Raw genomic sequence first — 24,570 nt, forward strand, 5'->3', positions numbered from 1 at the left:
TTTAGCTTCCTCTGCTAAACGTTCTTGTTCTAATTTCGCTACTGCTTCAGCTTCTGCTTGTTTTTTAGCTTCTTCTGCTAAACGTTGCTTTTCTGCTTCGGCTTTGATTTTGGCTTCCTCTGCTAAACGTTCTTGTTCTAATTTTGCTGCGGCTTCGGCTTCTGCTTGTTTTTTGGCTTCTTCTGCCAAACGTTGCTTTTCTGCTTCGACTTTGATTTTAGCTTCCTCAGCTAAAGGTTCTTGTTCTAATTTCGCTACTGCTTCAGTTTGTTTCTTGGTATCTTCATTAGCTTTTGCCGTTTTAGATTGAGGTTTAACAACTTCCTTTTTAGGCGTTATTTTGCGCTTCGCTGAAGACCTCTTTCTTCTCTTATTGGAACTTAATACTGCTTGTTCATCATCATCTCCACTATAAAGAAAACGTTTATTGTTATTATTAAACTTATAAGCTAAAGTTATTTCATGAGAACTACCAAAACTATCTAATTCACCTATTGCTTTTTCGTAGTTATATTCTAGCCCAATATTATTTGTAATGTTAAAACCAACACCTCCAGATACACCATAAAACGTATTGTAACCCACCTGCGCCCAAATACCTTTAGGTACGGTAAGCATAACTATGGCAGAAATTATGGTTTCTTCTTTTTTAAATTCTGAACGCACAAAACCAGTAAATTTACTTTCATCGAAAAAGCCACGACTATTTATGTATCCTGTATACATAATATGTCCCTGAACGGATTGCTCTGGATTATTTTCTAGCATTGCTGAAGTGGTAAAGTTATAGGCGAAAACATTATTTAAAGACACTCCAAAATCAAAAAACATAGTTCCATAATTTATACCAGGATTAATTGTAATTAATGTATTTGAAGGTATACCTTGTAATGATGGATCTTGAAAATTTGTAATTACACTTCCTTCATTAATTCCACTTTTGTAAGCGCCAATATTAAGTCCAAAAGTTAAATTTTGATCACGATTTATAACGGCATTATAAGCCACATTAACAACTGCTCCAAACGTTGTTAAAACACCATAGTTTTGCTGAAACAAGCCTAAACCTGCACCTAAATTTTCTTTAAACCGGCCAGAATAGCTAAATAGATATGTTTGTGGCGCGTTTTCAAAACCAACCCACTCACGTTTATTGGTAAAACTAATATACTTATTTTGTTCACGTACAAAACTAAAAGTTGGATTAATAGCATATTTATTAAAGCGTAACGAATTCCTAATTGGTAATTGTAATGCCACAACACCATCTTGCTCCTGCGCACCAATGTGCTGCACGATCAAAACAAATAAAATTATATATGGCATTACTTTTTTCATGCTATTTTAATACTGTAATGGATCCTTTTTTAGTTTGATTGTTTTCCGTTTTTATAACGTAATAATACACTGGGTTAATACTTGTAAATACGATAGATTCTTCCGGCCAATTATTTAAATAATTGTTAGTGCGAAGAACCACTTTACCCTGGGATGTCATTATAGTTACTTCGGCATTTGAGCCGCTTACGTAATTTTTAGGAATAACCCAAGTATCGTTAATCCCATCTCCATTTGGACTAATAATATTTGGTATATTTTCTACACTTGGAAATGGTTCAGATACATAAAATTGATGCGTTGCCGATGTTTCACAACCATTAGTTTGAGTAACAACTGCCCTATAGTTTCCAGTCTGATTTACAGTTAATTGACTAGACGTTTCTCCTGTGATTAATACTTCATTTAAAAACCATTGAAACACTGGTAAATCTGCATTTGTTGATATATTAACAATTACGGCTTCACCATCACTTAAAGCAAACTCATCTTCTACATTTAAGTCGCTTGTAAAAGTCATGGTATCTAAATCTATTGACGCAGAAGTACTACACGTACCTAAATCAATATCCACTGTATACAATCCAGACTTATTGGTTTTATAAATTTGATTTATAGCACCTTCAATTAGTTCTCCTTCTTTATACCACTGATATGCATTTGCGCTAATGGCACTTAACGTTGTTTCGCCATCGCTTGCACAATAAGGATTGCCAAGGCTAGATGTTATCTCGGATGAATTTCCGGACACTGATTCGTTAATGGACACACGATTGGAATATGAATTTGATGTACAAGTGCCATAGTTCGTTTCCGCAAAATAAGTTCCTGCTTCGGTAACTTCGTAAGTTAATCCAGTGTGAACAATTACTGAGGTTGTTTCTGTTAAAACTTTATGCCAATTAAAATTTAACGAAGAATATTGTAGTGGTGAATCGTTATTAGAATTGCCAGGGTTATCAATAGTTAATAAGTAACTTCCACCTGCACAAAACACTCCTTTTGAAATTAAATTATTTATTGAAAATGGCGTATCCTGAATTTTGAAATATGCTGCAAAAGAAACTGATGATGTGCTAGATGCCTCTGGAGCAGTACTTTTAACTTTTACTTTATAAGCTTCACCTGAAACCGTCTCTGGAAATGCAAACGTAATGGTTGCAGGAGATTCGGTGATTTCACCTTGGGCAGAAGTATAAATTGTAGTTGCATTAGTAAAATCGCCGGTAGCATCAGATAATTCTAAAACAAACTGATTTGACGATAACAATGAGGTATTTGGCGAAAATGTAAAGGTCACGTTATACTCATTAAACGACGGACTTGCACAAGCTTGTGTAAAACCTAAAGTAGGCTTGCTTATTACCACCTGAGCTTGTATTTGAGACAAGCTAAGAATAAAAAACAATATAAAAGTAATGTGTAAATTCTTCATTTTGATTACTTTTTAAAAAACGTTCCTTGAACTTGTTTACTATTATTATTTAATTTGGTTGGTATTAACAACTTCCTAATTTGCTATTTCTACTTCTAATTAGGACAGTTATACGGTTTTGGGTATTTTTATTTTAAAATATTAATCACGCTGTAATTCTGGATCGAGATTTGTTGCCATGATTTTATTAATTCTTAATCTAAAATCTGGTTTCTTTTCGTTTCTTGAGTCGATAAATGTCTCAGAATCATCACCTTTAGAATATACATTAAAAAAGGCACTATTACCATACCAGTTTTCAAGGTCTTCATTATTAGTATTGTTCTCAATAAAAATGTTTCCGTTGCAATTATTGAAATACATCTCTGAAAACTTAATTTTATCTAAATTTTCTTGATTTATTCGTATAGTATTTTGAAAAATAACCGCTGGATTAAAACCAGAAATAACACTTTTATTCAAATCTAATGACGCGTTTTCACCAACGTACACAGCTTCGTTTACTAAACCTTTTTCAATGTCGCTATTAATATTGTCACTAGTGGTTACAAAGGTTAGGTTTTTTGCCGCCACAAAAGTATTGTTTTTAGAAAAATCGACCTCTTGAATATTATTATAAGATTTCACCTGTAAACTTCGTGCTACTTCACTATTTGAAACATAAGGCGAACGAATAGCTATTGAATTTTCTATTATAGCTTGTGCTCCAAAATTAAACTTATAATCGTTACCCGAGGCCTTGTAAGAAACTAGTTTTTTTAAATGAGGAGAACCTCCCCAAGCTTTAAATGAATCGCCAGCACAATAACTTGCCATAACGTTTTCGAAAATTGTTTCTCCTCCAACACCTGCTAATAGTAAACCGTTAGTATACCCAATATTTCGTAATCTATTTCCAGCATATTCAATGCGTACGTAACGTAAAATTCCTGAATTATCATCGGCATTATTACCTCCAAAGTTAGCACTCGCATACAAGGCAGGATCTAGATTATTATAATATTGTGCAACAGAACCATTACCAAACTTATTTGAGGGGGCATTTCCTAAAATAATTACTCCTCCCCAATCTCCTGGGCGTTTCGATATTTTTTCTGAAGTAAATACGATAGGATCTGTTTCGTAACCATCTGCAATAATTTTTGAACCACGCGTAATGGTTAGTGAGGCTTTAGTTTCGTAATCACCAATAATAACTGTTCCTGGTTCTATAGTAAGAACCGCACCATCTTTAACAAAAACATTACCAACCAATAAATAAATATCGCGTTTATTTAATTTGGTATCTTCCGTAATATCTCCTGTTAAAATTTTATTAGGTTCGCCATAGTCTTTAGTTGCAGATTTAAACTCTGTCCAATAGTTAAGCCAATTAGTAGCGCCAAAAATTCCTTTTTCTTGTTGCGCAAACATATTACCCGTAATAAAAAGGCATATCCATAACACTTTAGTAAAATTATTCATAGTCATAATATTGGTTATTTGTAGCTTTGGGGAAGCTTTTTAACAATGTTACTCAAAAATAGAATAAAATCCACGAAATACCAATTTTAACGTTAAAATACATTATATCTGGTGAAATTTTAAACAATTCATCGACGAAATGCACAAAAAGCATGAATTAAACTTAAAAATTAAGTGATTTAACCTTTTTTTTTATAAAGGAAAATACTAACTATGTATTTTATTATTATTTCTGAAAGCACTTAAGTACATAAAAATGTGCTTTTTAACGATGTATTAACAAAACACAAACAATAAAAGGCACTTTTAATAAACTTAAAACTAAAATTGTAATACTATCGGAATTCGCTGTAGGTATGCAAAGATTTCATTATTTCTTCGTAAAATAAAATAGCAGCAATTAAGTTTTGAGTATCAGAATAAGGTAAAAATGTATTTTGAAACTCTTTAGTACTTCCTAAATACTTATCGGTTTCTTCAAATTGCATATCCAGCATTTTACGATTATCGCTTGTGTTAGGAATACCCAGTGTAGTCATGGTTACTCCTGGCTTAGTAGCAAATGCAATATAAGGTAGTGTTTTAACTAAGCTCTCTATGCGCTCAATATATAATGTAAGTAATTCACCTTTTTGCATAGCCTGTAATTCAGCTTTGTTGTGATATTTTTTTATTGCGACCTTTTCATTAATAATACTTTTTGCATCTTTCTTTTTTTGAGCAAAGGCAGTATTTATTGTAAAAAAAATACTAAAAACAAGGAATATAACTTTGGTTTTCATTACATAGACTTTAGGGTTATTATGCAAATCTATGTAATTTAACGTAAAAAACAAGCGTTTTGTCGATTTATTTTAAATAAAACCGCTTATGTTATTCATAATCACCATTTAAAAACTTATTTGAGTTAAAAAAGATTAATTAACCAAATAACTATCGTTAACCCTAAAACAACGTTCTCCACCCAAAAATAATGGATCGCCATGTTTTTCGGACCAAAAACCTTCAAGTACATCTTTAGTCAAACATTTATAAACCGCCACACCTTTGTAAATGATTTGCTCATCATTTAGATAGTTAAAATTTATAACCAAAATATTATCTTTAAAAAAGCCTATTCCTTTTTGTTCTTGGTTTTGTCCTATAACCCATTTTGCCTCTATACGCTTGTTAACATCTAAACTTAAAGTTAAAATGCCTTTGTAGGTTGTTTTTTCAGCATTTTGATTATGGCCTATAACATTAAAAGTTCCAGATAAGTCTTCTACAATCATTACTTCTCAAAAAAATTAATTTATTATTTTAATTTCACAAATTATAAAGCAATAATACAGTTATCAACAAGATAAATAGCAGTCAATAAAATTCATTTACCAATATAATATAACAAAATGCTTAAAATCCGCTTTAAAATAAAATCAATTATGCATATGAAGGATTACTCTAGCTATTTCTTAATTTTTTCAATTAGTTCTTTTAAAACAGTATCGGTACCCTGTAAAAAATCATCCCACTTTTGACTAATAATTAAATCTGGCTGAAGGGCACAATTTGGCTTGTGAGATAAGCGAAATAACCTTTTTGAGTACGTGATGGTTAATTTTGAATTAGGTAAAACAAATGAATCCATATCTTGATAACCATTGGGGTTAGAACCTGTGGCTTCACCAACAATTTTAGCATTTAATAGTTGTTTATAAAGTGCGGCATTACTTGTAGCTGCAGAAAAGGTTTTATTACTAGTTAATACATACACGCCGTTTTTCCAGTTTATAGTATCGGCAAGATTAAGGGCATATGCTAAAACGGCACCAACGTACAAATCTCCACCTCCATTATCTCGCATATCTATTATTACCTGTTGAAATTTATTTTCAGAAATAGTGTTTACCAGTGTTTCTCCAAAAACTTGCATATCTTCAAAAGTTGGATAACTTTTAAAATTTATATAAATAGCTTTCGTATGTTTTATTGGAGCATACCATAAATATGGAAACATAGCATTATTAGGCTTGGTTATTTCAGGTACGCCAATAAATAAATTAACAAATTCTGATATTTTATTTGATGCAGGTTGGTTTGATGCTTTAAGTGTTATTTTAATTTGTTGATTATTTGCATCTAGAAATGTAAAAACCGCTTCCTTTGGTTTTTTGGTAATTTTAAGCGCATGTAGCAGTTCGCCCAGGTTTAAATAACTTTCTGTTCTAATAACTTGCGAATATTCGTTTTCTACAAACTGTGTCACTTTAGAAACCTTAGTTGTCACTTCCTCTATGGGCGTATTTTCGATAGAAATTAAAGAGAGTTTTAACAAGTTTTTATGTGCTTTACTTACATTAACTACGCGCCATTGTTTGTCGATATATTTTATCTCAAATGGAAATCTATTTGTTGAAACATTTTGTAAAGACACGGCTGTATGCCCATCTCCAATTTGCCTTGTTAGGCGCATTAGTTCAACAATAATCTCAAAATCGTTTAATGCCTTTATATTGTTATTAAGGTTTTTCCATTGGTTATAAAATGCTTCTTTTGATATGGAATGATAAAGATTTATATGTTTTTCTTCTAATAACGACTTATATATTTCAAGATCTTCTGTCCAATTAATTTCTCTAGATGATTGAGCAAATACTACGTTAATTACCGAAACTGTTATAATCATTAAAAAATTAATAATTACTTTTTGAATTGTATTCATAACACTATTTATCATTAATTAAATTAAGGATATCAAACACTAAATGCGTTGTACTTTTCGAGGCTTCCAATTGGTTTAATGAACCAACAATATAAGTGTCTAACTGCGGGCAGTACCATAAAAAAGAGCCTGTACTACCGGTGTGCCCAATTACTTCTAAACTTGTTTCTATATTTAACAGCGTTTTAAAAAACACCTTTCTAATACCAAAACCATAAGTTATTCCTACGGTTTCATCAACCCAGTTTTGCATTTGTAATCGTGTTGCTTTTTTTAAAATTAAACCCTCATTTAATGCTTTAAAAAAACGAATTAAATCTTGAGTTGTAGACACTAAGCCACCGCCACCCCAATCGGCACTTAAGCTTGTAAATGATGACACATCAATATTGGCCACATAAAACTTTGCTAAAGGAAGTGCTTTATCAATAGGTTCCGATTTTAAATTAATGAACGAACTGTTCATTTTAAAAGGTTTAAAAAGGTATTGTTTAAAAAACGCACTTAATGTTAAACCACTTAGTTTTTCTATAATTAACCCTAAAATTACATACTCTGTATCATTATAATGGTAACCTTCACCCGGAACAAAATGAGGCTTCATTTTTTGTTTTGAAAACTCAATAAGTTCTGTTGGCGACCAAGATTTTTTGGTATTTGTAAGTATTTGATTTATAATATTTGGACTACCATCTAGGGTTGAATCTGTAAAATAATCTGGCAAACCAGAGGTATGTTGCAATAATTGAGCTATGGTTATTTTATTTGAAAACTCTTCTCCATGCAACACATGAAGGTTTTTTAAAATAGATTTTGGTAAATGCTGTGCTATTTTATCGTTAAAACTTAATTTATTTTTATCTTTTAAAATCCCAATAGAAACAGCCGTTAGCATTTTTGTGATGCTTGCTGTATAAAAAGGAATTTCCATTTTTAAAGCATTTTCTGTAACCGATTCGCCGTGAAACAACTGAATATTTATACCTTTTGACGCCGAATAAACTTGCAAACAAGCATTTTTTATCGATTGGTTTTTTAATGCCGTGTTAAACCGTTTTTCAATTTGAATTTTATAAGTTTCTTGACCAAAGCCAAATATTGAAACAAACAGGAAACAACCTAAAAATATTTTATTTCTCATGGGTTTAGTTTTAAAGGCTTATAAGTTAATATTAATTACCTGTATTTTTAATTTTTAAAACCTAATTCCTACATAAAGATTGGGCTCAAATAAAAAATAAGATTTCCATTTATTATCTAATTGTTTAAATGCGTCTGGTGTATTTGTATCAAAAACCCAGTTTTGTGCATGTATTTGCGGCTCAACAAAAATGCGTTTCTTTTTACCAAAAGCAATGTGATATCCCAAATGATAGGACGTGTAAAGTTTAAATCCGTTAGCCAATTTTTTATTATTTTCATCTAAATAGGTTTTGTATTGTGGTAACACTTCAACTGTAGCAAATAAACCTTTCCATAACATGCGTTGGTACGAAACTCCTAATCCTGTTTCGCGCAAATACCCTGGATAAAACTCACTTTCTGAATCTATTTTATCTAAAAGGCCGTCCCACCATTGAATTCCCATGGGTTGAAATAATCTCCAAGTAGCGAATTTTACACCAATAATGTTTTTTTCGTCTAATTCACGTTTTACATGTAGCTCAATATGTTGTGTATTGGTTCTTTTACCACCATCGCCAATATTAGATAATATTATTGCCGGAAAGCTAACTCTGTATTTTAATTTATCAGAATCTTGTTTTAAAGACACAGATTTTTGTTGTGCAAATACATTAAATGTACACAGGGTTAAGCAGATAAGTACTAAATTTTTCATTTTAATTGATTTTAAAGTTTCGTTTATTGATTAATAAATTATTGATGCAAAGATGAAATAGAAGTACTAGCCAATCGTCCTGAATTATGATTTGGAACCTTTTTAAAATTTAGTACTTATAGTCTATTAGAATAAAAAAAGGCTTAACATGTTTAGTGTTAAGCCTTTTTAGTTTTTAGGTGTTGTTTTAAAACAACGCTTCAGGATGAGCGGTGAATTTATCTACATTTTTAGTTATTTTTTCAATATCCCAATGCCACCATTTTAATTCCAATAATTTTGTAATAGTAGCTTTAGAAAACCGTTTTTTAATAGGTTTTGCAGGGTTACCACCAACAATGGTATAGGGTTCTACATCTTTAGTTACTACAGCATTTGCAGCAATAACAGCACCATCACCAATTTTTACACCAGGCATAATAGTTGCCTGGTAGCCCACCCATACATCATTACCAATTATGGTATCACCTTTGGTAGGGTAAGTTTTGCCATCCATAGCATGTTTCCAAGCCCCACCAAATATGGCAAACGGATAGGCAGATGTAGCTTCGGTTAAATGGTTACCGCCATTCATAATAAAGGTAGCATTTGAAGCAATCATACAAAACTTACCAATAATTAGTTTATCGCCTATAAAATCGAAGTGGTACTTTACATTTTTTTCAAAATTATTGACATCTTCGAAATCATCGTAATAAGTATAATCGCCAACAATAATATTAGGATTGCTAACTATATTTTTTAAAAAACAAAGCTTATTGTAATTGGCTAACGGAAAACCCGTATTGGGATTAGGAATATTCATAAGAAAATTATGTTTTTGATGATTTAAATAATAATATAGCTAAAAATAGTGTAATAATTGCTTGGCATTGTTCTACTATCGATTCCGCCAAAAGGTTTCCAACGGTATTCAGCATAAAAAAAACGGCAAACAATAATAGAATTCTATTAATAGTCTCAATATAAAAAACAGGCTTTACCATCCGGTTTTTCATCATTATAACGCTAGCTAAAAACACCAATATAACCAAGGCTAGAGCCTCTAAATAATATATTGTTTTTATAGATTCGATTTTACCGCCCCAAACCAAACTATGTGGAATTATTTGAAACAAAACTAATACATGCAACACACAGTAGCCTAGTATTATAGTTAAACTTATTTTGTCTGAAATTTTCATTATTAAACTATTTAAAAACGTTTAGCCTCTGCCTTATAAAAATCGACTAAATGATTTGTTCCATAAGGTGTTGCAACATTATCGGCAGCCATTAAGGTTAGAAAAAACTCAATAGGCCCATAGGTTTTAACACTTGTAAATGTTTTTAAACTCCAAAGGATTAATTTTCTTAAAAAGTCGGGTAAACGAATAATATTTATGGGTTTATTTTGGGCATTAAATGCCGCTTTACTAATATAGTTAAGGCTTAAAACATCGGGGCCTCCAACGGTTATTTCGTTATTACAATTACCTAAATTGTTTACAATAACTTGAGCTAAATCTTCACCATGAATAGGATTTAACTTTTGCTCTCCAGAACCGAATAAAAAAACACGCCCAGATTTAGCCATTAACATAAAATCTTTCATATCGGAAAAAAAACCATTGGGTCGAACAATGGTATAATTAAGACCTGAAGCTTTTAGAGCATCAACAAACATTTCTTTAGCCTCAAAAATTTTCAATGTTCGGTATTTGTCGCCATTAATTGCAGACACGTAAACAAAATGTTTAACACCGCTTTTTTTTGCTTCATCAAGTAAATTTATATTAGCCTGATAATCTACATCCATATAAGTTAAACCTTCTTTTTGTCTGGTAATACCAACTGTAGAAATTACAACGTCTATACCTTTACAAATATCTTTTAACGACGCTGGCTTAGTGACTTCGGCCTGTTTAATTTCAAGGTAATTTTCGTTAATATTCTGTAATTGGGCTGGGTTACGAACTAAAGCGACTACTTGGTTTTGTTTCTCAATTAATTCCTTTAATAAGTAACCGCCTAAATACCCTGTAGCACCAGCTAACAATACGTTAGAATACTTCATTATTACTTATTTTAATTTAACTTTCTTTTTAAAATATAGCGCGTTATAAAAATGCCATTGTCGTCATCTTTACCAGCATCGCTTTCTACAGCACTGGTTACAAACATTAAGTCCCAACCTTTGGAAAGCATATCGGTTAATTTTGAGGAAATTAAGGCATCGTTTGCTGCGATATTTTGAAACCGAATGCCGCTTAAATTATAAAAGTTCAATAATTTTGTTTCTTCAAAATCCTTAACTCTAATTTCTTTTCTTTTAGATTTATTTCTAGAGTTATTTTCTGTAGTTTGACTAGAGGTAAATTGTTTAAAATCTCTTTCTGTATTCGTTGAAATTAAACGCGACCTCCCTAAACCACTGGGAACTATAGATTCTACACTGGTAATAACCTTTATTTCAAATGCGTTTTTTGTTATTTCTTGAGCATAACTATTTGCCGTAAACAATGTAAATAACATTATTGTTGTCACTAATTTTCTCATGTTTCTATGTTTTATAATATTTTATTAATCTTAATTAAATTCGTTTTTTAACAACTGCTCAATTATGGTGTTTCGCTGTTCGCCTGTATTATCTTGTTGGTTACTTAGCAACACTATTTTAGCATTGAATTCGGGTATAAACCCAATCATGCTCCAATAGCCATTAATATCACCACCATGCCAAAACATTGTGGTGTCTTCTTCTTGTGTGGTAAACCAGCCCAAGCCAAAATCGACAAAGCCACTTGGTACATCGTGGACAAATATTTCGTTTTTCTCTGCTTCGGTAAACCAATTAGTACTTACAGCATTTACCCAAGTTTCCATGTCTTCTGGTGTACTACTAAAATCTCCTGCACCAAAAGCTAAAGCCATTGAGTACGTACTATTTATAGCACCATTACTATAGCCTTCTGCATGGGTATTTACATTTATAACATTTGTGCCTTTATAGGTATTTTCCATTTCTAGCGGAATACATATTTTTTGTTGTACATACTCGTGGTAAGACATTTGCGATAATTCTTGCACTAATAAAGCCGCTATTAAATAGTTTGAATTACTGTATTGTTTACTGGTGCCTGGTGTAAAATTTAAACCGTTTTCCAAAATCAATTCAATTATAACATCGTAAACATCTACTTCATCAAAAGTTTCCCCTTGTTCATAGGCATTTTCAACGACAAAAAGATAATCTGGAATCCCCGATTGATGAGATAATAATTGCGAAATAGTAATTTGATCGCCATTAGGGAATTCGGCATCAAATTCATTTAAGGTTTGATTAAAACTACTAATTAAGTCGTCGCGTTTTAGTTGTACCAAAGCGGCAGCTGTTATTGTTTTACTTACCGAACCAATTCGATAGGCCAGGTTAAACCCTTGTGGTTTTGCTGTAGTTTTATTGGCCTCACCAAAGCCTTGTCGTACTAAATCATTTCCGTTTTTAGTTACAATGGCGTAACCTTGAAACCCCATTTTGGATAATTCATTTTCAATGTTTGTGTAGTTTGTTAATGCGGTATTATTGTCGTCGTCTTTTGAGCACGATGTAAGCAGTAATACAAATGCTACAATAAATAGTATTAAATTTTTGTGTAAAGTTGTCATAATTGTTCGTTTTTTGATAATTAATTATGACGCAAAGATTAACAAGAACAACAAGGCAATCGTTCTAAATTATAATCTGAAACGAACTTATGAAGATTTACTACGAATTGGCCTTTAACCAAGCTCTTGGTGTAAGATGCTCGGTTTTTTTAAAATAAGTATTAAAAACACTTTTAGAATTAAAACCGCTATCGAAAGCCAAACCAAGAATAGTAAGATGCGTATTTTTGGGGTTTAAAGCCATTTTTTTAAACTGTTTTAAACGATAAGAATTAACAAAATCGTTGAAATTTAAGTTGAAAGCTTTGTTAATTAGGTACGATACTTTGTTCGTATTTAACCCCAAAACATCTGCAACAGCGGTTAAACTTAATTGCGGATTTAAATAAGGTTCTTCTTCATTAAAATATTTAAGCAACTCCGTTTTTAATATTTCTATTTGGTTGTCATCTAAAACACTAGAGGCGCTTTTTTCTTTTTCTTCACTTGAAGGTTTTATATCTGAAAGTGATAAATTAGAGCGATGTAATTTTGCAAATCCTTCTATTTCTTGTAATGGTTTTATAAAGGGTTCTTGCCGGTAGTTTATAATTTGTCCTCGCCTTTGATTTATCATTTCTTTTAAAACACTAAAAGCTAATGATTTATAGCTAGAATTACTTAAAATAAATAAATCATATGGAACCAACTGGGTTTCTGGGCTTCGAGGTTGCTCCCATTTTTTTATCAGGTTTTCGGGAATTACTGCATCGCTTTCATTAATTAGCCTAAATAATAACTTTTTTTCTTCGGCTAATGACGTATTTTGAATAAGTTGATTAAACAGTTCCCTTTTGTTTAGCCATATTAAGCAAAAACATTTTAAATGATGCGCTAATTCTAACTCCGGATTTAGTGTTAATGCATAATTTACACTTTCTAAAGCTTTATCAAATTGATGCTGATAGTAATATATATGAGATAAGGTATAGTGATTATTTCCAGAAAGCGGATCTACCTCTAATAATTTGTTTGCAAACATTAGCGCTTTATCAAAAAAACCATGCACAATGCATAACTCGGCCATAGCCTCTAAACCATCGATGTGATTGGGGTTAATTGCTAAAACTTTATCTATATGTATAAACGCATTTTTAAAATTCCATTCTTCCCAAAAAAATCGTCCTACAAACGACAATGGGTATTCTGGCAAAGAGGTGTCTATTTCTTTGGCAATTAACAGGTTATTAATGGCTAAATCTATAGCCTCTTGATACGGCATATAACCCCACATTGCTAATAAACCGTAACACTGTAAATTAGCATAGTAGGCTTTAGCATATTTACTATCTAAAGCAATGGCTTCATTATAATACGAAATAGCTTTTTTTATACTTTTAGGTGTCCATTTAAGTTGCAACGAGCGCCCTTTTAAGAATAATTGATACGCATCAATACTATTTGTAGGTTGTTGTACTAAGTGGTCTTGTACATCAAAATACCCAAAATTGTTTCGAACTTCGTCTGCAATGGCCAGACTAATTTCATCTTCTAAATCAAAAATATCAACCAGGTCTCTATCATACTTTCTAGACCAATAATGCACGCCTTCTTTTACATCAATTAATTGGGCTGTTATTCTAACCTTATTTTGAGATTTTTTTATGCTACCTTCAAGAACCGTGTTTACATTTAATTGTTCTCCAATTTTTCTAATATCGATATCTTTCCCTTTAAAGGCAAATGAAGATGTTCTTGCAATAACTTTTAAACTTTTTATTTTAGTTAATGCATTAATGATTTCTTCGGAAATGCCGTCGCAGAAATATTCATTGTCAACATCGCCACTCATATTAACAAATGGCAAAACGGCTATGGATTTAGAAATAAAAGACAACGCGTGTAAAATCAGTTATTTATTCAACTTAAAAACAAATATAATAAAACTGATAACTCACTGGTAATAAATGGTTACACAAAATATTTGTCTTAAATTTTTTAGACAAATTTTGTAAAAATTATTACCAACTACTTGTTATAAAGCCTTACTTACCGATACAAAAATTAGCAAAAATATTCCCTAGTAAATCATCACTAGTTATTTCTCCAGTAATTTCACCAAAGTGATATAATGCCTGACGAATATCAATCGCCATTAAATCCCCAGATAAGCCAGTTTCTAAACCATATTTTACTTTTTGAATTTCTTCGAAGGCTTTTAATAGTGAATCGTAATGCCTCGTATTTGTAACTATAGTTTCGTTGTTTTTAAGTGCGCCTGTATTTACAAAGTTTAATAGTTGGTTTTTTAAATCGTCGACACCTCCTCCTTTTTTTGCAGAAATAGAAAGGTATGTAGCGCCTTCAACAGCATCAAGCGACACCTTTAAACGCTGTTTTTCTGTTTCGGTTAATTTATCTGACTTGTTTGCAATAATTAATAAGGGCTTTAACGGATACTTATTTTTTATTTTTTCAATTTCAACAACAATACGTTCTTCGGTTTTATTATTTGAAATGGTTGAAGCATCAAATAAATAAATAACCACTTGCGCCTGCTCAATTTTCTCGAAAGTTTTTTTAATACCTATACTTTCCACCACATCTTTAGTATCGCGAATACCTGCTGTATCAATAAATCTAAAGCCAATGCCGCTAATTACCAATTCGTCTTCAATGGTATCGCGTGTGGTTCCAGCAATATCGCTAACTATGGCGCGTTCTTCGTTTAAAAGGGCGTTTAGTAATGTAGATTTACCCACATTTGGCTCTCCAACAATAGCCACCGGAATCCCGTTTTTTATAACATTACCAACAGCAAAACTATCTATTAATCGTTTTAAAACAAACGAAATACGCTCAACCAAATCTTTAAATTGGGTTCTATCGGCAAACTCAACATCTTCTTCGGCAAAATCGAGTTCGAGTTCTATTAAGGATGCGAAATTGAGTAATTCTTCGCGTAGTTTTGCTATTTCGCTAGAAAATCCACCACGCATTTGTTGCATAGCAATTTGGTGCGATGCTTCGTTATCGCTGGCAATTAAATCGGCCACAGCTTCGGCCTGACTTAAATCTAACTTACCATTTAAAAAGGCTCGTAGCGTAAATTCGCCTGCATTCGCCATTCGACAGCCTTTTCGTAAAAATAATTGAATAATTTCCTGCTGAATGTACACCGAACCATGACATGATACCTCAACAACATCTTCTCCCGTATAAGAGTTTGGGTTTTTAAAAATAGAAACTAAAACTTGGTCGATAACTCGGTTCCCATCTACAATATGCCCTAAATGAATGGTATGCGTACATTGATCGATTAATTTTTTGTTTCTGGTAACCGACTTAAAGTTGGCCGATGCTAAAGCGATTGCTTCCTTACCAGATAATCGAATTATTGCCACTGCTCCCGCACCTGAAGCTGTTGCTAAAGCTACTATGGTATCGTTATAAATCATTTGGCAAAAATAGAAAAAATAAGCCTTAGAAAATCTCAATTAAAAAAAAACATAAAATCTTAACCGGCTGTGTGTGACTTATTTACTAAAGATGTGTCAAAAAACAACAAATTAATTTAATCCATTACAAGTAGCATTTTTAGTACCATCATGAAAATAAAAGATTCAGATATAAGAAAACATATTTTAAAATCTATTAAAAACGAATTAGGTTATATGCATTTTCTAAATCATATTGCGGTTATAGAATTTAATGAAGGCGTACATGTCGAGCTAAATAATACTAAAGCGTTATTTAATGAACTTAAAACTTACTTTGGTATAAAGAAACCATTTGGAGTTGTAGCCAACCGAGTAAACTCATACTCTATTAAACTTTTAGACATACCCGCTTTTAGGGCTCAAATTACAAATTTAAGAGCCTATGCCGTAGTTGGGCATGATCCTGCTGGCATAATGAATGCGGCTATTGAAAGTAATTTTTGCCTTTCGGATGATATTGGCTTTGATAATATTTATGAAGCTATTGATAGCGTAAATAATAAAATTAAACAACGAATAATAGCTATTTAACCAAATAAATCCCCTCTGTTTTTATATCTATTTGGCGTTGCTTATAAAGCGTTCCAATAGCCTTTTTAAAGCTTTTTTTGCTCATTTGAAGCTGTTCCTTTATGTCCTCTGGTGAAGATTTATCGGTTAATTTTAAAAACCCACTATTATCTTCTAGCGTTTCCAAGATACGCTGTGCATTAGGTTCAATATTACGGTAGCCTATTTGCCCCAAAACAATATCTAATTTATTTCCAGGTCGTATTTTTTTAACAACGCCTTTTAACTTATCGCCTACACTTATATCTTTAAAAATAGTATCCTTAAAAATTAAACCTTGGTGTATATTATTTACAATAACATTCATACCAATTTCTGAAGGATGCGAAACTATTAAATCGACTTCATCAAATTCTTTAACCGTTAAATCTTTATTATCTAAAAATCGATTTGTTTTGCTTGATGCTACCAATCGATTTGTTTTATCGTCTAAATAACAATGCACCAAGTACCAACCGCCAGGTTTCATTTTAAAAGCTTGCTCTTTAAACGGGCAAAATAATTCTTTTACCAACCCCCAATCTAAAAAAGCACCATATTCAGTCACTTGGTTACAACGTAATAAAGCAAAATTATCACGAGTAATATAAGGCTTTTCTGTTGTAGCGACAGGGCGCTCCTCGTTATCTAAATACACAAAAACATCAATTTTATCCCAAATTTTAAATTCATTTGGCACATAACGATTGGGTAATAAAACTTCTTCATCATTGGCATCAATTAAATAAATACCATGATCGGTTTCTCTTAATATTTCTAGTGTGTGTATTTTTCCTAATTCCATAACTGGCACAAAGGTAACGATATTAGTTTTTTTGCAATAAAAAAAGCGCTACAATAATTGTAACGCTTCTAAGTATATATTTTTCTTAATTTCTAGTAAATAGACTCTTTACCAAAATGCTTCGTTAATAAGTAATACACAACAGCTCTATACTTAGTTCTGTTTGACTTACCATATTGCTCAATTACGCTAGCAATTGCTCCATCTAAATCGTCGCTTTCGCTTAATCCTAATTTTTTAATTAAGAAGTTATTTTTCACTGTAGCTAACTCAGATGCATCTGATCCTGAAACAGTTGAAGCATCTGCATTATAAATTGATGGTCCACATCCAATAGTTACTTTTTTTAATAAATCCATGTCTGCTTCTACTCCACACTTTTCTTTTAAATCTACTGCGTATTTTGCAATAAGTTCGTCACGTTTACTCATGATAAAATTTAATGTTTAAAATTGATAAAAAATTTAATTGATACTCTTTAAAGATACTATTTTTTAGACACCAAATTACCTATTAAAGTCACAATTTTATTTAATAAACTCAAAATAATTTAAAAGCACCTCGTCATTAATTTGCCTAGGAGTAAAAATCTCTAATAATTTTGGTTGCTTTCCAACTTTATAAAATGTAGTTAACTCTTTTTGTAAACCTTCGTTATTTAAGGCTTTTTGATAACTAAAACCATACATTTTACATAAATTCTCGGCTGTAAGTTCATGGTTAGTTTCAAAATAAGTATCAAAGTTTTCTGTGTTTTTATGGCCAGGTAAAATTCTAAAAATACCACCACCAGTATTATTTACCACGATAATTCTAAAGTTTTTAGGAATGTAATTGTTCCATAACGCATTACTGTCGTAAAAAAAGCTTAAATCACCTGTTACTAAAATTGTTGGTTTTTGGTTTACTGCTGCACAACCTATAGCCGTTGATGTACTTCCATCTATACCACTGGTACCACGATTACAAAACACATCGAGCGTTTTACTTAAACTAAAAAGTTGTGTATATCGAATGGCCGAACTATTACTAACTTGCAGTATATAATTTCGAGGAATATCCTTTAAAACTTCATGAAACACTTTAAAATCTGAAAACGGAATATCTTCTAAATATTCCTTATGTTTTTTTATGCGGTATTGTTTTACCACCGACCAAGTATCTCGATAATTACTTTTTACGTAATGTGTTACTTTGGGTAAAAACAAACTAAAAAACGAATTAGGTATCATTTCAATATGATTATTTAAACAGAAAAAAGTATCGTTAGCTGTTTTTAAATCGATATGCCAATGGTGCTTTGGCTTATATTTTCTAAGGAATTGTTTTATACGTTTTGAAACAATTAAACCTCCAAAAGTGACTAAAATATCTGGCTGAAGTGCTTTTAACTCATCTACATTTAAAGGGGTTATTATTTGATCGATACTTGGAAAAAAACTAGCGTGATGCATGTTCGAAGTGGTTTCGGTAAATACTAACACACTGTCATCTTGCGCTAATTCGTTCAACCAAACTTCATCAATGCTATCTGGCGAATTCACTCCTACTAGAATCATTTTTTTTGTGGCCGAATTCCAATCCTCTAAACATGACTGTATAGTATGCTCTTCAATTTTAGGAGATTTTACTACAGGTTCTATTACTTTTGGCGATACACTAAGTTTTTCAACTGTTTCGTATAAAGGCTCATCAAAAGGAATATTAATATGAATTGGGCCTTTTTTAATTATGGCCACATTAATTGCCGCATTAATTTCTTCTTCATTATTCGTTTGAATATCTTTTTGAATGCCCAATAATCGCTCAAACTTATTTTCGAGATTTTTAATTATTGGAATTTCTTCGTGTTCGGGAATATTATGTTCATCTTTTAAATCGAGTTTTAAATTCGCCGAATATAAAATATGATTCTCGTATACGTTCTTTTGATTAATGGTTTGTCCATCACCAATACCAACTAAATGCTTTGGGCGATCTGCCGATAAAATCAATAACGGAATATTACTAAAATAAGCTTCGGCTACGGCCGGATAATAATTTAAAAGCGCACTTCCCGAAGTACACACCACAGCGGTTGGTTCGTTAAGTTGTTGAGCCATTCCTAGCGCAAAAAATGCAGCCGATCGCTCGTCGACAATACTATAACATGTAAAAAACTCGTCGTGCGTAAAACCAATAGTTAAAGGTGCATTTCGGCTTCCTGGAGAAATTACAATGTGTTTAATATTTTTTGCCTTACAAAGCTGAACAACAGTTTGTGCTAGTGGAATTTTTGGGTATGTCATGTGGCTATTTAAATAGAAACACAAAGCTAAGGATTATTAATTATTTTTTCTAAAATGAATTGTTTTATTGATATTGCTATCATTTTATTTCCGCTTCAAGCGCAGCGATAATAGTTTTGGTTTTACTTAATAATATTTTAGAGTTTTCTAGCTGTTTTTGGGTTTCTAACAACCTATCTATAACACTGTTTTGATATTTCTTGCTATGCAATAAACCAGAATAGTTCGATGGGCTTCCATACTGCTTAATATATTTATATTTTTCGTTATCTGGTAAAATTTCAGATAACGACACGTATTCTTCTAAAATAGGTTTTAGTTTCTCTGAAATAATAGCTTTAATTACCCCTTCTTGATTTTTAAAGTTCTCAATTTTATGATAATACAACGACAACAAATCTTTTAACTTCACATTACTTATTTGCTCTAATTTACTGGTTGTTAATACCGAATTCATCGTACTTTCAAGTAATTGCACCTCAACATGGGCAATGTTTGTAATAGTATCTTTGGCACCTTGGCTTAATTCAGTTTCATTTTTACCTACATATTTTAGGGTGTTTTCTAAATAGGCAACCATTTCGGAATCAATATCTATTTTTCGCTTTAGTAATCGTAAATTGGCGCTTAATTCTTCATTTAAATTAACCTCAATTTTCTGGGTTAAAATCGCACTTTTTCTAATATCGTTTAAATCGTTAATTTTCCATGCGATGGTTACACCTATTACAATAAGTACAATTTCTCCTAACGCATAAATTATATACGACTTAAATTTTCCTGAAAAAATTAAGCTTCTTCTAAATTTGCGAAGCAGTTTCATGTTTAGATTTATCTGTATTAAAGCGAATTACTTTCTATAAACTCTATAAATTTGGCTTTGTATTGCTCAGAAATAGTAATTCTTTGGTTGTTTATTAGTATTTGGCTGCGCTCTATAACGTCAATATTACTTAATGCCACAATAAACGAACGGTGTACACGCATAAATTTAGTTTCTGGTAATTCTTGTTCTAAAGCCTTTAAACTTAATAACGTTAAAATGGGTTTGGAAGTATCTTTTAACCAAATTTTAATATAGTCTTTTAAGCCTTCAAAATACAACACATCAGCCAACCGAATGCGCAGTTGCTTGTACTCCGATTTCACGAATAAAAACTCTTTTTCTTTAGGTGTATTATTTACTGGTTGGGTGGTTCTTTTTAGCATTTCAAACCATTGCTGTGCTTTATTTGCAGCGATTAAAAATTCGGCATAATCAAAAGGTTTTAACAAGTAATCGATAGCATCTACTTTAAAACCTTCAAGTGCATATTCGTTAAAGGCTGTTGTAAAAATAACACGAGTGTCTTTTGGTAACATTTTCGAAAATTCTACACCAGTTAAATCGGGCATTTGTATGTCTAGAAACAATACATCTACCGGATTTTCTTTTATAAAATCCATAGCTTCAATGGCATTACTAAACTTTCCTTTTAACTCTAAAAAAGGCGTTTTTTCAACATAACTTTCAACCAGATTTAGCGCCATTGGCTCATCATCAACTACAATACAAGATATTTTTAAAACACTCATTTTTAATTAGTTTCTATTTTTAAAATGACAGAGAAAATATTATTTTCTAAAGTATTATTAAATTCAAATTTGTTAGGATATAATAATTGCAAACGTTTTTCTAAATTTTGCAAACCAATACCAGAACCACTTTTATCGTTTGTTTGTTTCGGGTAATTATTATTATTTATTTTGAAAATTACTGCTGTGTTTTCACAAATCATTTCCATGTTAATATGGCTTACATTACTTGCCGACACGCCGTGTTTAAAAGCGTTTTCAATTAATGAAATAAAAAGTAAAGGTGCTATTTTAATGCCTGTTTCAGTTGAAGGAAATGTGTAATTCACCTTAGTTTTATCGGATAAGCGAAGCTTCATTAACTCTATATATTTTTGTAGAAATTCTATTTCTTTCGATAATAAAACCTTATCCACATTAGTTTCGTAAAGCATATAACGCATTAACTTACTTAAGCTATGAATCGAGCTTTTTGCTTCAACCGGCGAAATATCTACCAGTGCGTAAATGTTGTTTAATGAATTAAAAAAGAAATGTGGCTGTAACTGATAATGTAGATGTTGTAATTCGGATTGCAACTTAAAGTTAGCTGCTTCCTTACGTTCGGCTTCTGTTTTTACCCAGCGTTTTGTTGTTTTTATAGCTATTGAAAATAATAACGGCGCCAAATATGAAAACATTTGTACGTAAATCATCATTTTTAACGACGGGCCATCTCCATCGTTAATTATTGGACGACTAATATCTGGAAAAACCGCACTTTCAATCTGCTCCTTTATCGTTATACAAATCGTGATTATTAAAACGTTAATAAGAATAAACAACAGAGTTTCTTTCTTAAATAAAAACCGATCTACTAAAACAAAATAATTTGAATAAAATATAACAGCATAAAACAGAATAGGAATCCAGAAATGCGCTATAATTCTGTCAATATTTTGTTCTTGCCCATAGGATAAAATGTACGGTATACTAAACAATACCAACCAAACTAACAGATGGGAAAATAAAGTTATTTTATTATTTTTAGACATGTATACGTTCAAGATTTAATCCCAAGTATTTTTATAAGATAAAGCATATTTTCCTGCTCCTGTAAAAAACAAAGCTAAGGCTCCAAAGGCATACAACAAAATCAATTCTATTTCTAATCCTCCTGTTTTACTTAACGCAAACATATTTTCTGAATGCGCTAAAAATAAAGCCATAAGCATTCCGAAGAAAAAGGTTATCGATGCTAAACGCGTTCTAAAACCTATAATTATTAAAATTGGGGCAATTAACTCTGTAATATACGACCCATAAGCCATAAGTTCCGGCAAGCCGTTAGACGATAACATGTTTTTAATACCGTTTAAATTACTTAATTTGGCTACACCATGAAATAACATTAAACCTGCGACTGTAATTCTTAAAATTAATAGTCCGAAATTGCTATTAGTTTTCATTTTTATTGTGTTTATATGTTAATTATATTATTCGTAACGTAAAGCTGTAATTGGATCTAAGGATGAAGCTTTTCTAGCCGGATACCAGCCAAAAAATATACCAGTTACTGCACAAACAGCAAAGGAAATAACTATAGAATATAGCGCCACACTTGTTGGCCAATTTAAGAAATTTTCTATGAAAACTGTTGCTCCTAAACCTAAAGCAACACCTAAAACACCACCAGTTACACTTATTAAAATGGCTTCAATTAAAAACTGCATTAAAATATCTGAACCTTTGCCGCCAACAGCCATTCGTAAACCAATTTCTTTGGTACGTTCTTTAACCGAAACGTACATAATATTCATAATACCAATACCACCAATTAAAAGTGATATTCCTGCAACGGCTACTAATAATACGGTTAACATCTCACTGGTTGAACTAAATGTTGAAATTAATTCTTCCATAGAACGCACGTTAAAATCGTCATCTTCATTATCAGCCAACTTATGCTGAGTTCTTAAAATTTCAGTAACTTGAGTTACCGCATCTGGCGCTTGCTCTTCGCTTGCTGCCGAAGCCACAATTTGGTTTAAATAATCTATAGCTAAAATACGTTTTTGCACAGTGGTGTATGGTGCAATAACAACATCATCTTGATCTTGCCCAAAGGTATTTTCTCCTTTTTCTGATAAAACACCAATTACTTTAAACGGAATATTACCAAAACGAATGGTAGCACCAACAGGATCTTCGCCATCTGGAAAAATATTATCGACCACAGTTTGCCCTAACAATACCACTTTTGAAGCCGATTTAACTTCGGCATCTGTAAACATACTTCCGCTTTGTAAATCTAAAACCTTGATATTTAAATACTCTGGATTTACACCATAAATAGAAGATGGCCAGTTGTTTGATCCATTAATTACTTGTCCGCTACCGTTAACCAAAGGTGTGGTATAGGTTAATAAATCGGCTTGTTCTTTTATAGCATAATAATCGTCTAGAGTTAAGGTTTCCATGGCGCTGGCTTCCTGCCTAACACCACCACGTGTATCTTCACCAGGACGAATATTAATCATATTCGAGCCCATACTAGAAATTGTAGTTCGAATACTTTCTTTCGAGCCTTCACCTATGGCCAACATAGCAATTACAGATGCAACACCTATAATAATACCAAGCATGGTTAGTAATGTTCTCATTTTATTAAGAACAATGGCTTTAAACGCAATTTTTACTAAGTTTAAAATTCTCATAACTAATGATTTTCTTGTGGTAATTTTGCTAATTGTTCTGCTGCCGATTGTACGTTATCGTTTTTGTAATCTTGAATAATATCGCCATCTTTTAACACAATAGTTCTACTACTAAATGTGGCTATATCTGGCTCGTGGGTAACAAACGTAATAGTTATACCTTGTTTATTTAATTCTTGAAAAAGCGCCATTATCTCGTACGATGTTCGGGTATCTAAGTTTCCTGTGGCTTCATCGGCAAGAATCATTACCGGGTTATTTACCAACGATCTAGCAATAGCAACACGTTGTTGTTGACCTCCTGAAAGCTGCGAAGGGGTATGGTGCAATCGCTCACCTAAACCAACCATCTCTAAAGCTTTAATTGCGCGTTCCCTTCGCTCTTCAGAAGTTACTTTACTGTTATACAATAAGGGTAATTCTACGTTTTCAATAGCTGTTGTTCTTGCCAACAAGTTATACGATTGAAAAATAAACCCTATTTTTTCGTTTCTAATGGTAGCGAGTTCGTTTTTACTTAAATCTTTCATTTTAACACCATCAATCTCGTAAGTTCCAGACGTTGGCTGATCTAAACAACCTAAAATATTTAGCATGGTACTTTTACCAGAACCACTGGATCCCATAATGGTTACAAACTCGCCTTCTGTAATGCTATAAGAAATACCTTTTAAAGCATGCACAGTTTCCGATCCCATGGTAAACTCGCGTTTAAGATTATCTATTTTAATAATTTCTTTTGCCATGAT

25 protein-coding genes are annotated in these 24,570 nt (G+C 32.0%); 1 reads left to right on the forward strand and 24 read right to left on the reverse strand.

Annotated elements, in window-relative coordinates; translation table 11 throughout:
* The 15 genes from PW52_RS13375 to mnmE form a co-directional block, all read right to left on the reverse strand.
* Positions 1–1,338, reverse strand: a 1,338-nt coding sequence (locus PW52_RS13375) for a PorP/SprF family type IX secretion system membrane protein (protein ID WP_044633479.1), incomplete at its 3' end; no start/stop codon positions are given.
* A gap of 1 nt (position 1,339) precedes the next feature.
* Positions 1,340–2,773 (reverse strand): T9SS type B sorting domain-containing protein, encoded by a 1,434-nt coding sequence (locus tag PW52_RS13380; protein WP_044633480.1) that lies wholly within the window; start codon positions 2,771–2,773, stop codon positions 1,340–1,342.
* A 141-nt stretch (positions 2,774–2,914) separates the two neighbouring features.
* Positions 2,915–4,237, reverse strand: coding sequence for a hypothetical protein (locus tag PW52_RS13385; RefSeq protein ID WP_044633536.1), 1,323 nt, complete (start codon positions 4,235–4,237; stop codon positions 2,915–2,917).
* A gap of 335 nt (positions 4,238–4,572) precedes the next feature.
* A complete protein-coding gene (locus tag PW52_RS13390; protein WP_044633481.1) occupies positions 4,573–5,019 on the reverse strand; it encodes a hypothetical protein in 447 nt (148 codons plus the stop codon).
* 135 nt (positions 5,020–5,154) lie between these two features.
* Positions 5,155–5,511, reverse strand: a complete 357-nt coding sequence (locus PW52_RS13395; RefSeq protein ID WP_044633482.1) for a hypothetical protein — start codon at positions 5,509–5,511, stop codon at positions 5,155–5,157.
* 173 nt (positions 5,512–5,684) lie between these two features.
* A complete protein-coding gene (locus PW52_RS13400) occupies positions 5,685–6,941 on the reverse strand; it encodes a S41 family peptidase (RefSeq protein ID WP_044633537.1) in 1,257 nt (418 codons plus the stop codon).
* A gap of 4 nt (positions 6,942–6,945) precedes the next feature.
* Positions 6,946–8,082 (reverse strand): serine hydrolase domain-containing protein, encoded by a 1,137-nt coding sequence (locus PW52_RS13405; RefSeq protein ID WP_044633483.1) that lies wholly within the window; start codon positions 8,080–8,082, stop codon positions 6,946–6,948.
* Positions 8,083–8,136: 54 nt separating this feature from the next.
* Positions 8,137–8,781, reverse strand: a complete 645-nt coding sequence (locus PW52_RS13410) for a hypothetical protein (RefSeq protein WP_044633484.1) — start codon at positions 8,779–8,781, stop codon at positions 8,137–8,139.
* 187 nt (positions 8,782–8,968) lie between these two features.
* On the reverse strand, positions 8,969–9,586 hold the full coding sequence (locus PW52_RS13415; RefSeq protein ID WP_044633485.1) for a CatB-related O-acetyltransferase: 618 nt from the start codon (positions 9,584–9,586) through the stop codon (positions 8,969–8,971).
* Between the two features lie 7 nt (positions 9,587–9,593).
* Complete coding sequence (locus PW52_RS13420; RefSeq protein WP_044633486.1) at positions 9,594–9,965, reverse strand: hypothetical protein; 372 nt, start codon at positions 9,963–9,965, stop codon at positions 9,594–9,596.
* An 11-nt stretch (positions 9,966–9,976) separates the two neighbouring features.
* Positions 9,977–10,837, reverse strand: coding sequence for an SDR family oxidoreductase (locus tag PW52_RS13425; protein ID WP_044633487.1), 861 nt, complete (start codon positions 10,835–10,837; stop codon positions 9,977–9,979).
* A gap of 11 nt (positions 10,838–10,848) precedes the next feature.
* Positions 10,849–11,319 (reverse strand): hypothetical protein, encoded by a 471-nt coding sequence (locus PW52_RS13430; protein ID WP_044633488.1) that lies wholly within the window; start codon positions 11,317–11,319, stop codon positions 10,849–10,851.
* A gap of 30 nt (positions 11,320–11,349) precedes the next feature.
* Positions 11,350–12,429: a serine hydrolase domain-containing protein gene (locus PW52_RS13435; protein ID WP_044633489.1), complete on the reverse strand. Its 1,080-nt coding sequence runs from the start codon at positions 12,427–12,429 to the stop codon at positions 11,350–11,352.
* A 100-nt stretch (positions 12,430–12,529) separates the two neighbouring features.
* The gene (locus PW52_RS13440; RefSeq protein WP_240475188.1) at positions 12,530–14,275 is read right to left on the reverse strand and encodes a helix-turn-helix domain-containing protein; all 1,746 of its coding nucleotides are present in this window, start codon (positions 14,273–14,275) and stop codon (positions 12,530–12,532) included.
* A gap of 178 nt (positions 14,276–14,453) precedes the next feature.
* Positions 14,454–15,866, reverse strand: a complete 1,413-nt coding sequence (gene mnmE / locus PW52_RS13445) for a tRNA uridine-5-carboxymethylaminomethyl(34) synthesis GTPase MnmE (protein ID WP_044633491.1) — start codon at positions 15,864–15,866, stop codon at positions 14,454–14,456.
* 150 nt (positions 15,867–16,016) lie between these two features.
* On the opposite strand from mnmE, the gene PW52_RS13450 reads away from it, so the two are divergent.
* The gene (locus tag PW52_RS13450) at positions 16,017–16,439 is read left to right on the forward strand and encodes a hypothetical protein (protein ID WP_044633492.1); all 423 of its coding nucleotides are present in this window, start codon (positions 16,017–16,019) and stop codon (positions 16,437–16,439) included.
* On the opposite strand, the gene PW52_RS13455 is transcribed toward PW52_RS13450, so the two are convergent.
* The 9 genes from PW52_RS13455 to PW52_RS13495 all read right to left on the reverse strand — a co-directional run bounded on the left by PW52_RS13455 (position 16,432) and on the right by PW52_RS13495 (position 24,567).
* Complete coding sequence (locus tag PW52_RS13455; RefSeq protein ID WP_044633493.1) at positions 16,432–17,262, reverse strand: CvfB family protein; 831 nt, start codon at positions 17,260–17,262, stop codon at positions 16,432–16,434. The two genes, PW52_RS13450 and PW52_RS13455, sit on opposite strands and share 8 nt — an antisense overlap.
* A 92-nt stretch (positions 17,263–17,354) precedes the next feature.
* Positions 17,355–17,693, reverse strand: coding sequence for a DUF2853 family protein (locus PW52_RS13460; RefSeq protein WP_044633494.1), 339 nt, complete (start codon positions 17,691–17,693; stop codon positions 17,355–17,357).
* Between the two features lie 96 nt (positions 17,694–17,789).
* Positions 17,790–19,550, reverse strand: a complete 1,761-nt coding sequence (gene menD, locus PW52_RS13465; RefSeq protein ID WP_044633495.1) for a 2-succinyl-5-enolpyruvyl-6-hydroxy-3-cyclohexene-1-carboxylic-acid synthase — start codon at positions 19,548–19,550, stop codon at positions 17,790–17,792.
* A 79-nt stretch (positions 19,551–19,629) separates the two neighbouring features.
* The gene (locus PW52_RS13470) at positions 19,630–20,373 is read right to left on the reverse strand and encodes a hypothetical protein (RefSeq protein ID WP_044633496.1); all 744 of its coding nucleotides are present in this window, start codon (positions 20,371–20,373) and stop codon (positions 19,630–19,632) included.
* Positions 20,374–20,390: 17 nt separating this feature from the next.
* Positions 20,391–21,125 carry a LytR/AlgR family response regulator transcription factor gene (locus PW52_RS13475; RefSeq protein WP_044633497.1) on the reverse strand — a complete coding sequence of 245 codons (735 nt, stop codon included), beginning with the start codon at positions 21,123–21,125 and terminating at the stop codon, positions 20,391–20,393.
* 2 nt (positions 21,126–21,127) lie between these two features.
* Positions 21,128–22,159, reverse strand: coding sequence for a sensor histidine kinase (locus PW52_RS13480; protein ID WP_044633498.1), 1,032 nt, complete (start codon positions 22,157–22,159; stop codon positions 21,128–21,130).
* 15 nt (positions 22,160–22,174) lie between these two features.
* Positions 22,175–22,573 carry a DoxX family protein gene (locus PW52_RS13485; RefSeq protein WP_044633499.1) on the reverse strand — a complete coding sequence of 133 codons (399 nt, stop codon included), beginning with the start codon at positions 22,571–22,573 and terminating at the stop codon, positions 22,175–22,177.
* A gap of 27 nt (positions 22,574–22,600) precedes the next feature.
* On the reverse strand, positions 22,601–23,821 hold the full coding sequence (locus tag PW52_RS13490; RefSeq protein WP_044633500.1) for an ABC transporter permease: 1,221 nt from the start codon (positions 23,819–23,821) through the stop codon (positions 22,601–22,603).
* A 2-nt stretch (positions 23,822–23,823) separates the two neighbouring features.
* Positions 23,824–24,567, reverse strand: coding sequence for an ABC transporter ATP-binding protein (locus tag PW52_RS13495; protein ID WP_044633501.1), 744 nt, complete (start codon positions 24,565–24,567; stop codon positions 23,824–23,826).
* Positions 24,568–24,570: the final 3 nt, after the last annotated feature.

The organism is Neotamlana sedimentorum, from assembly GCF_000943565.1.
GTDB classification, from domain to species: Bacteria; Bacteroidota; Bacteroidia; order Flavobacteriales; family Flavobacteriaceae; genus Neotamlana; species Neotamlana sedimentorum.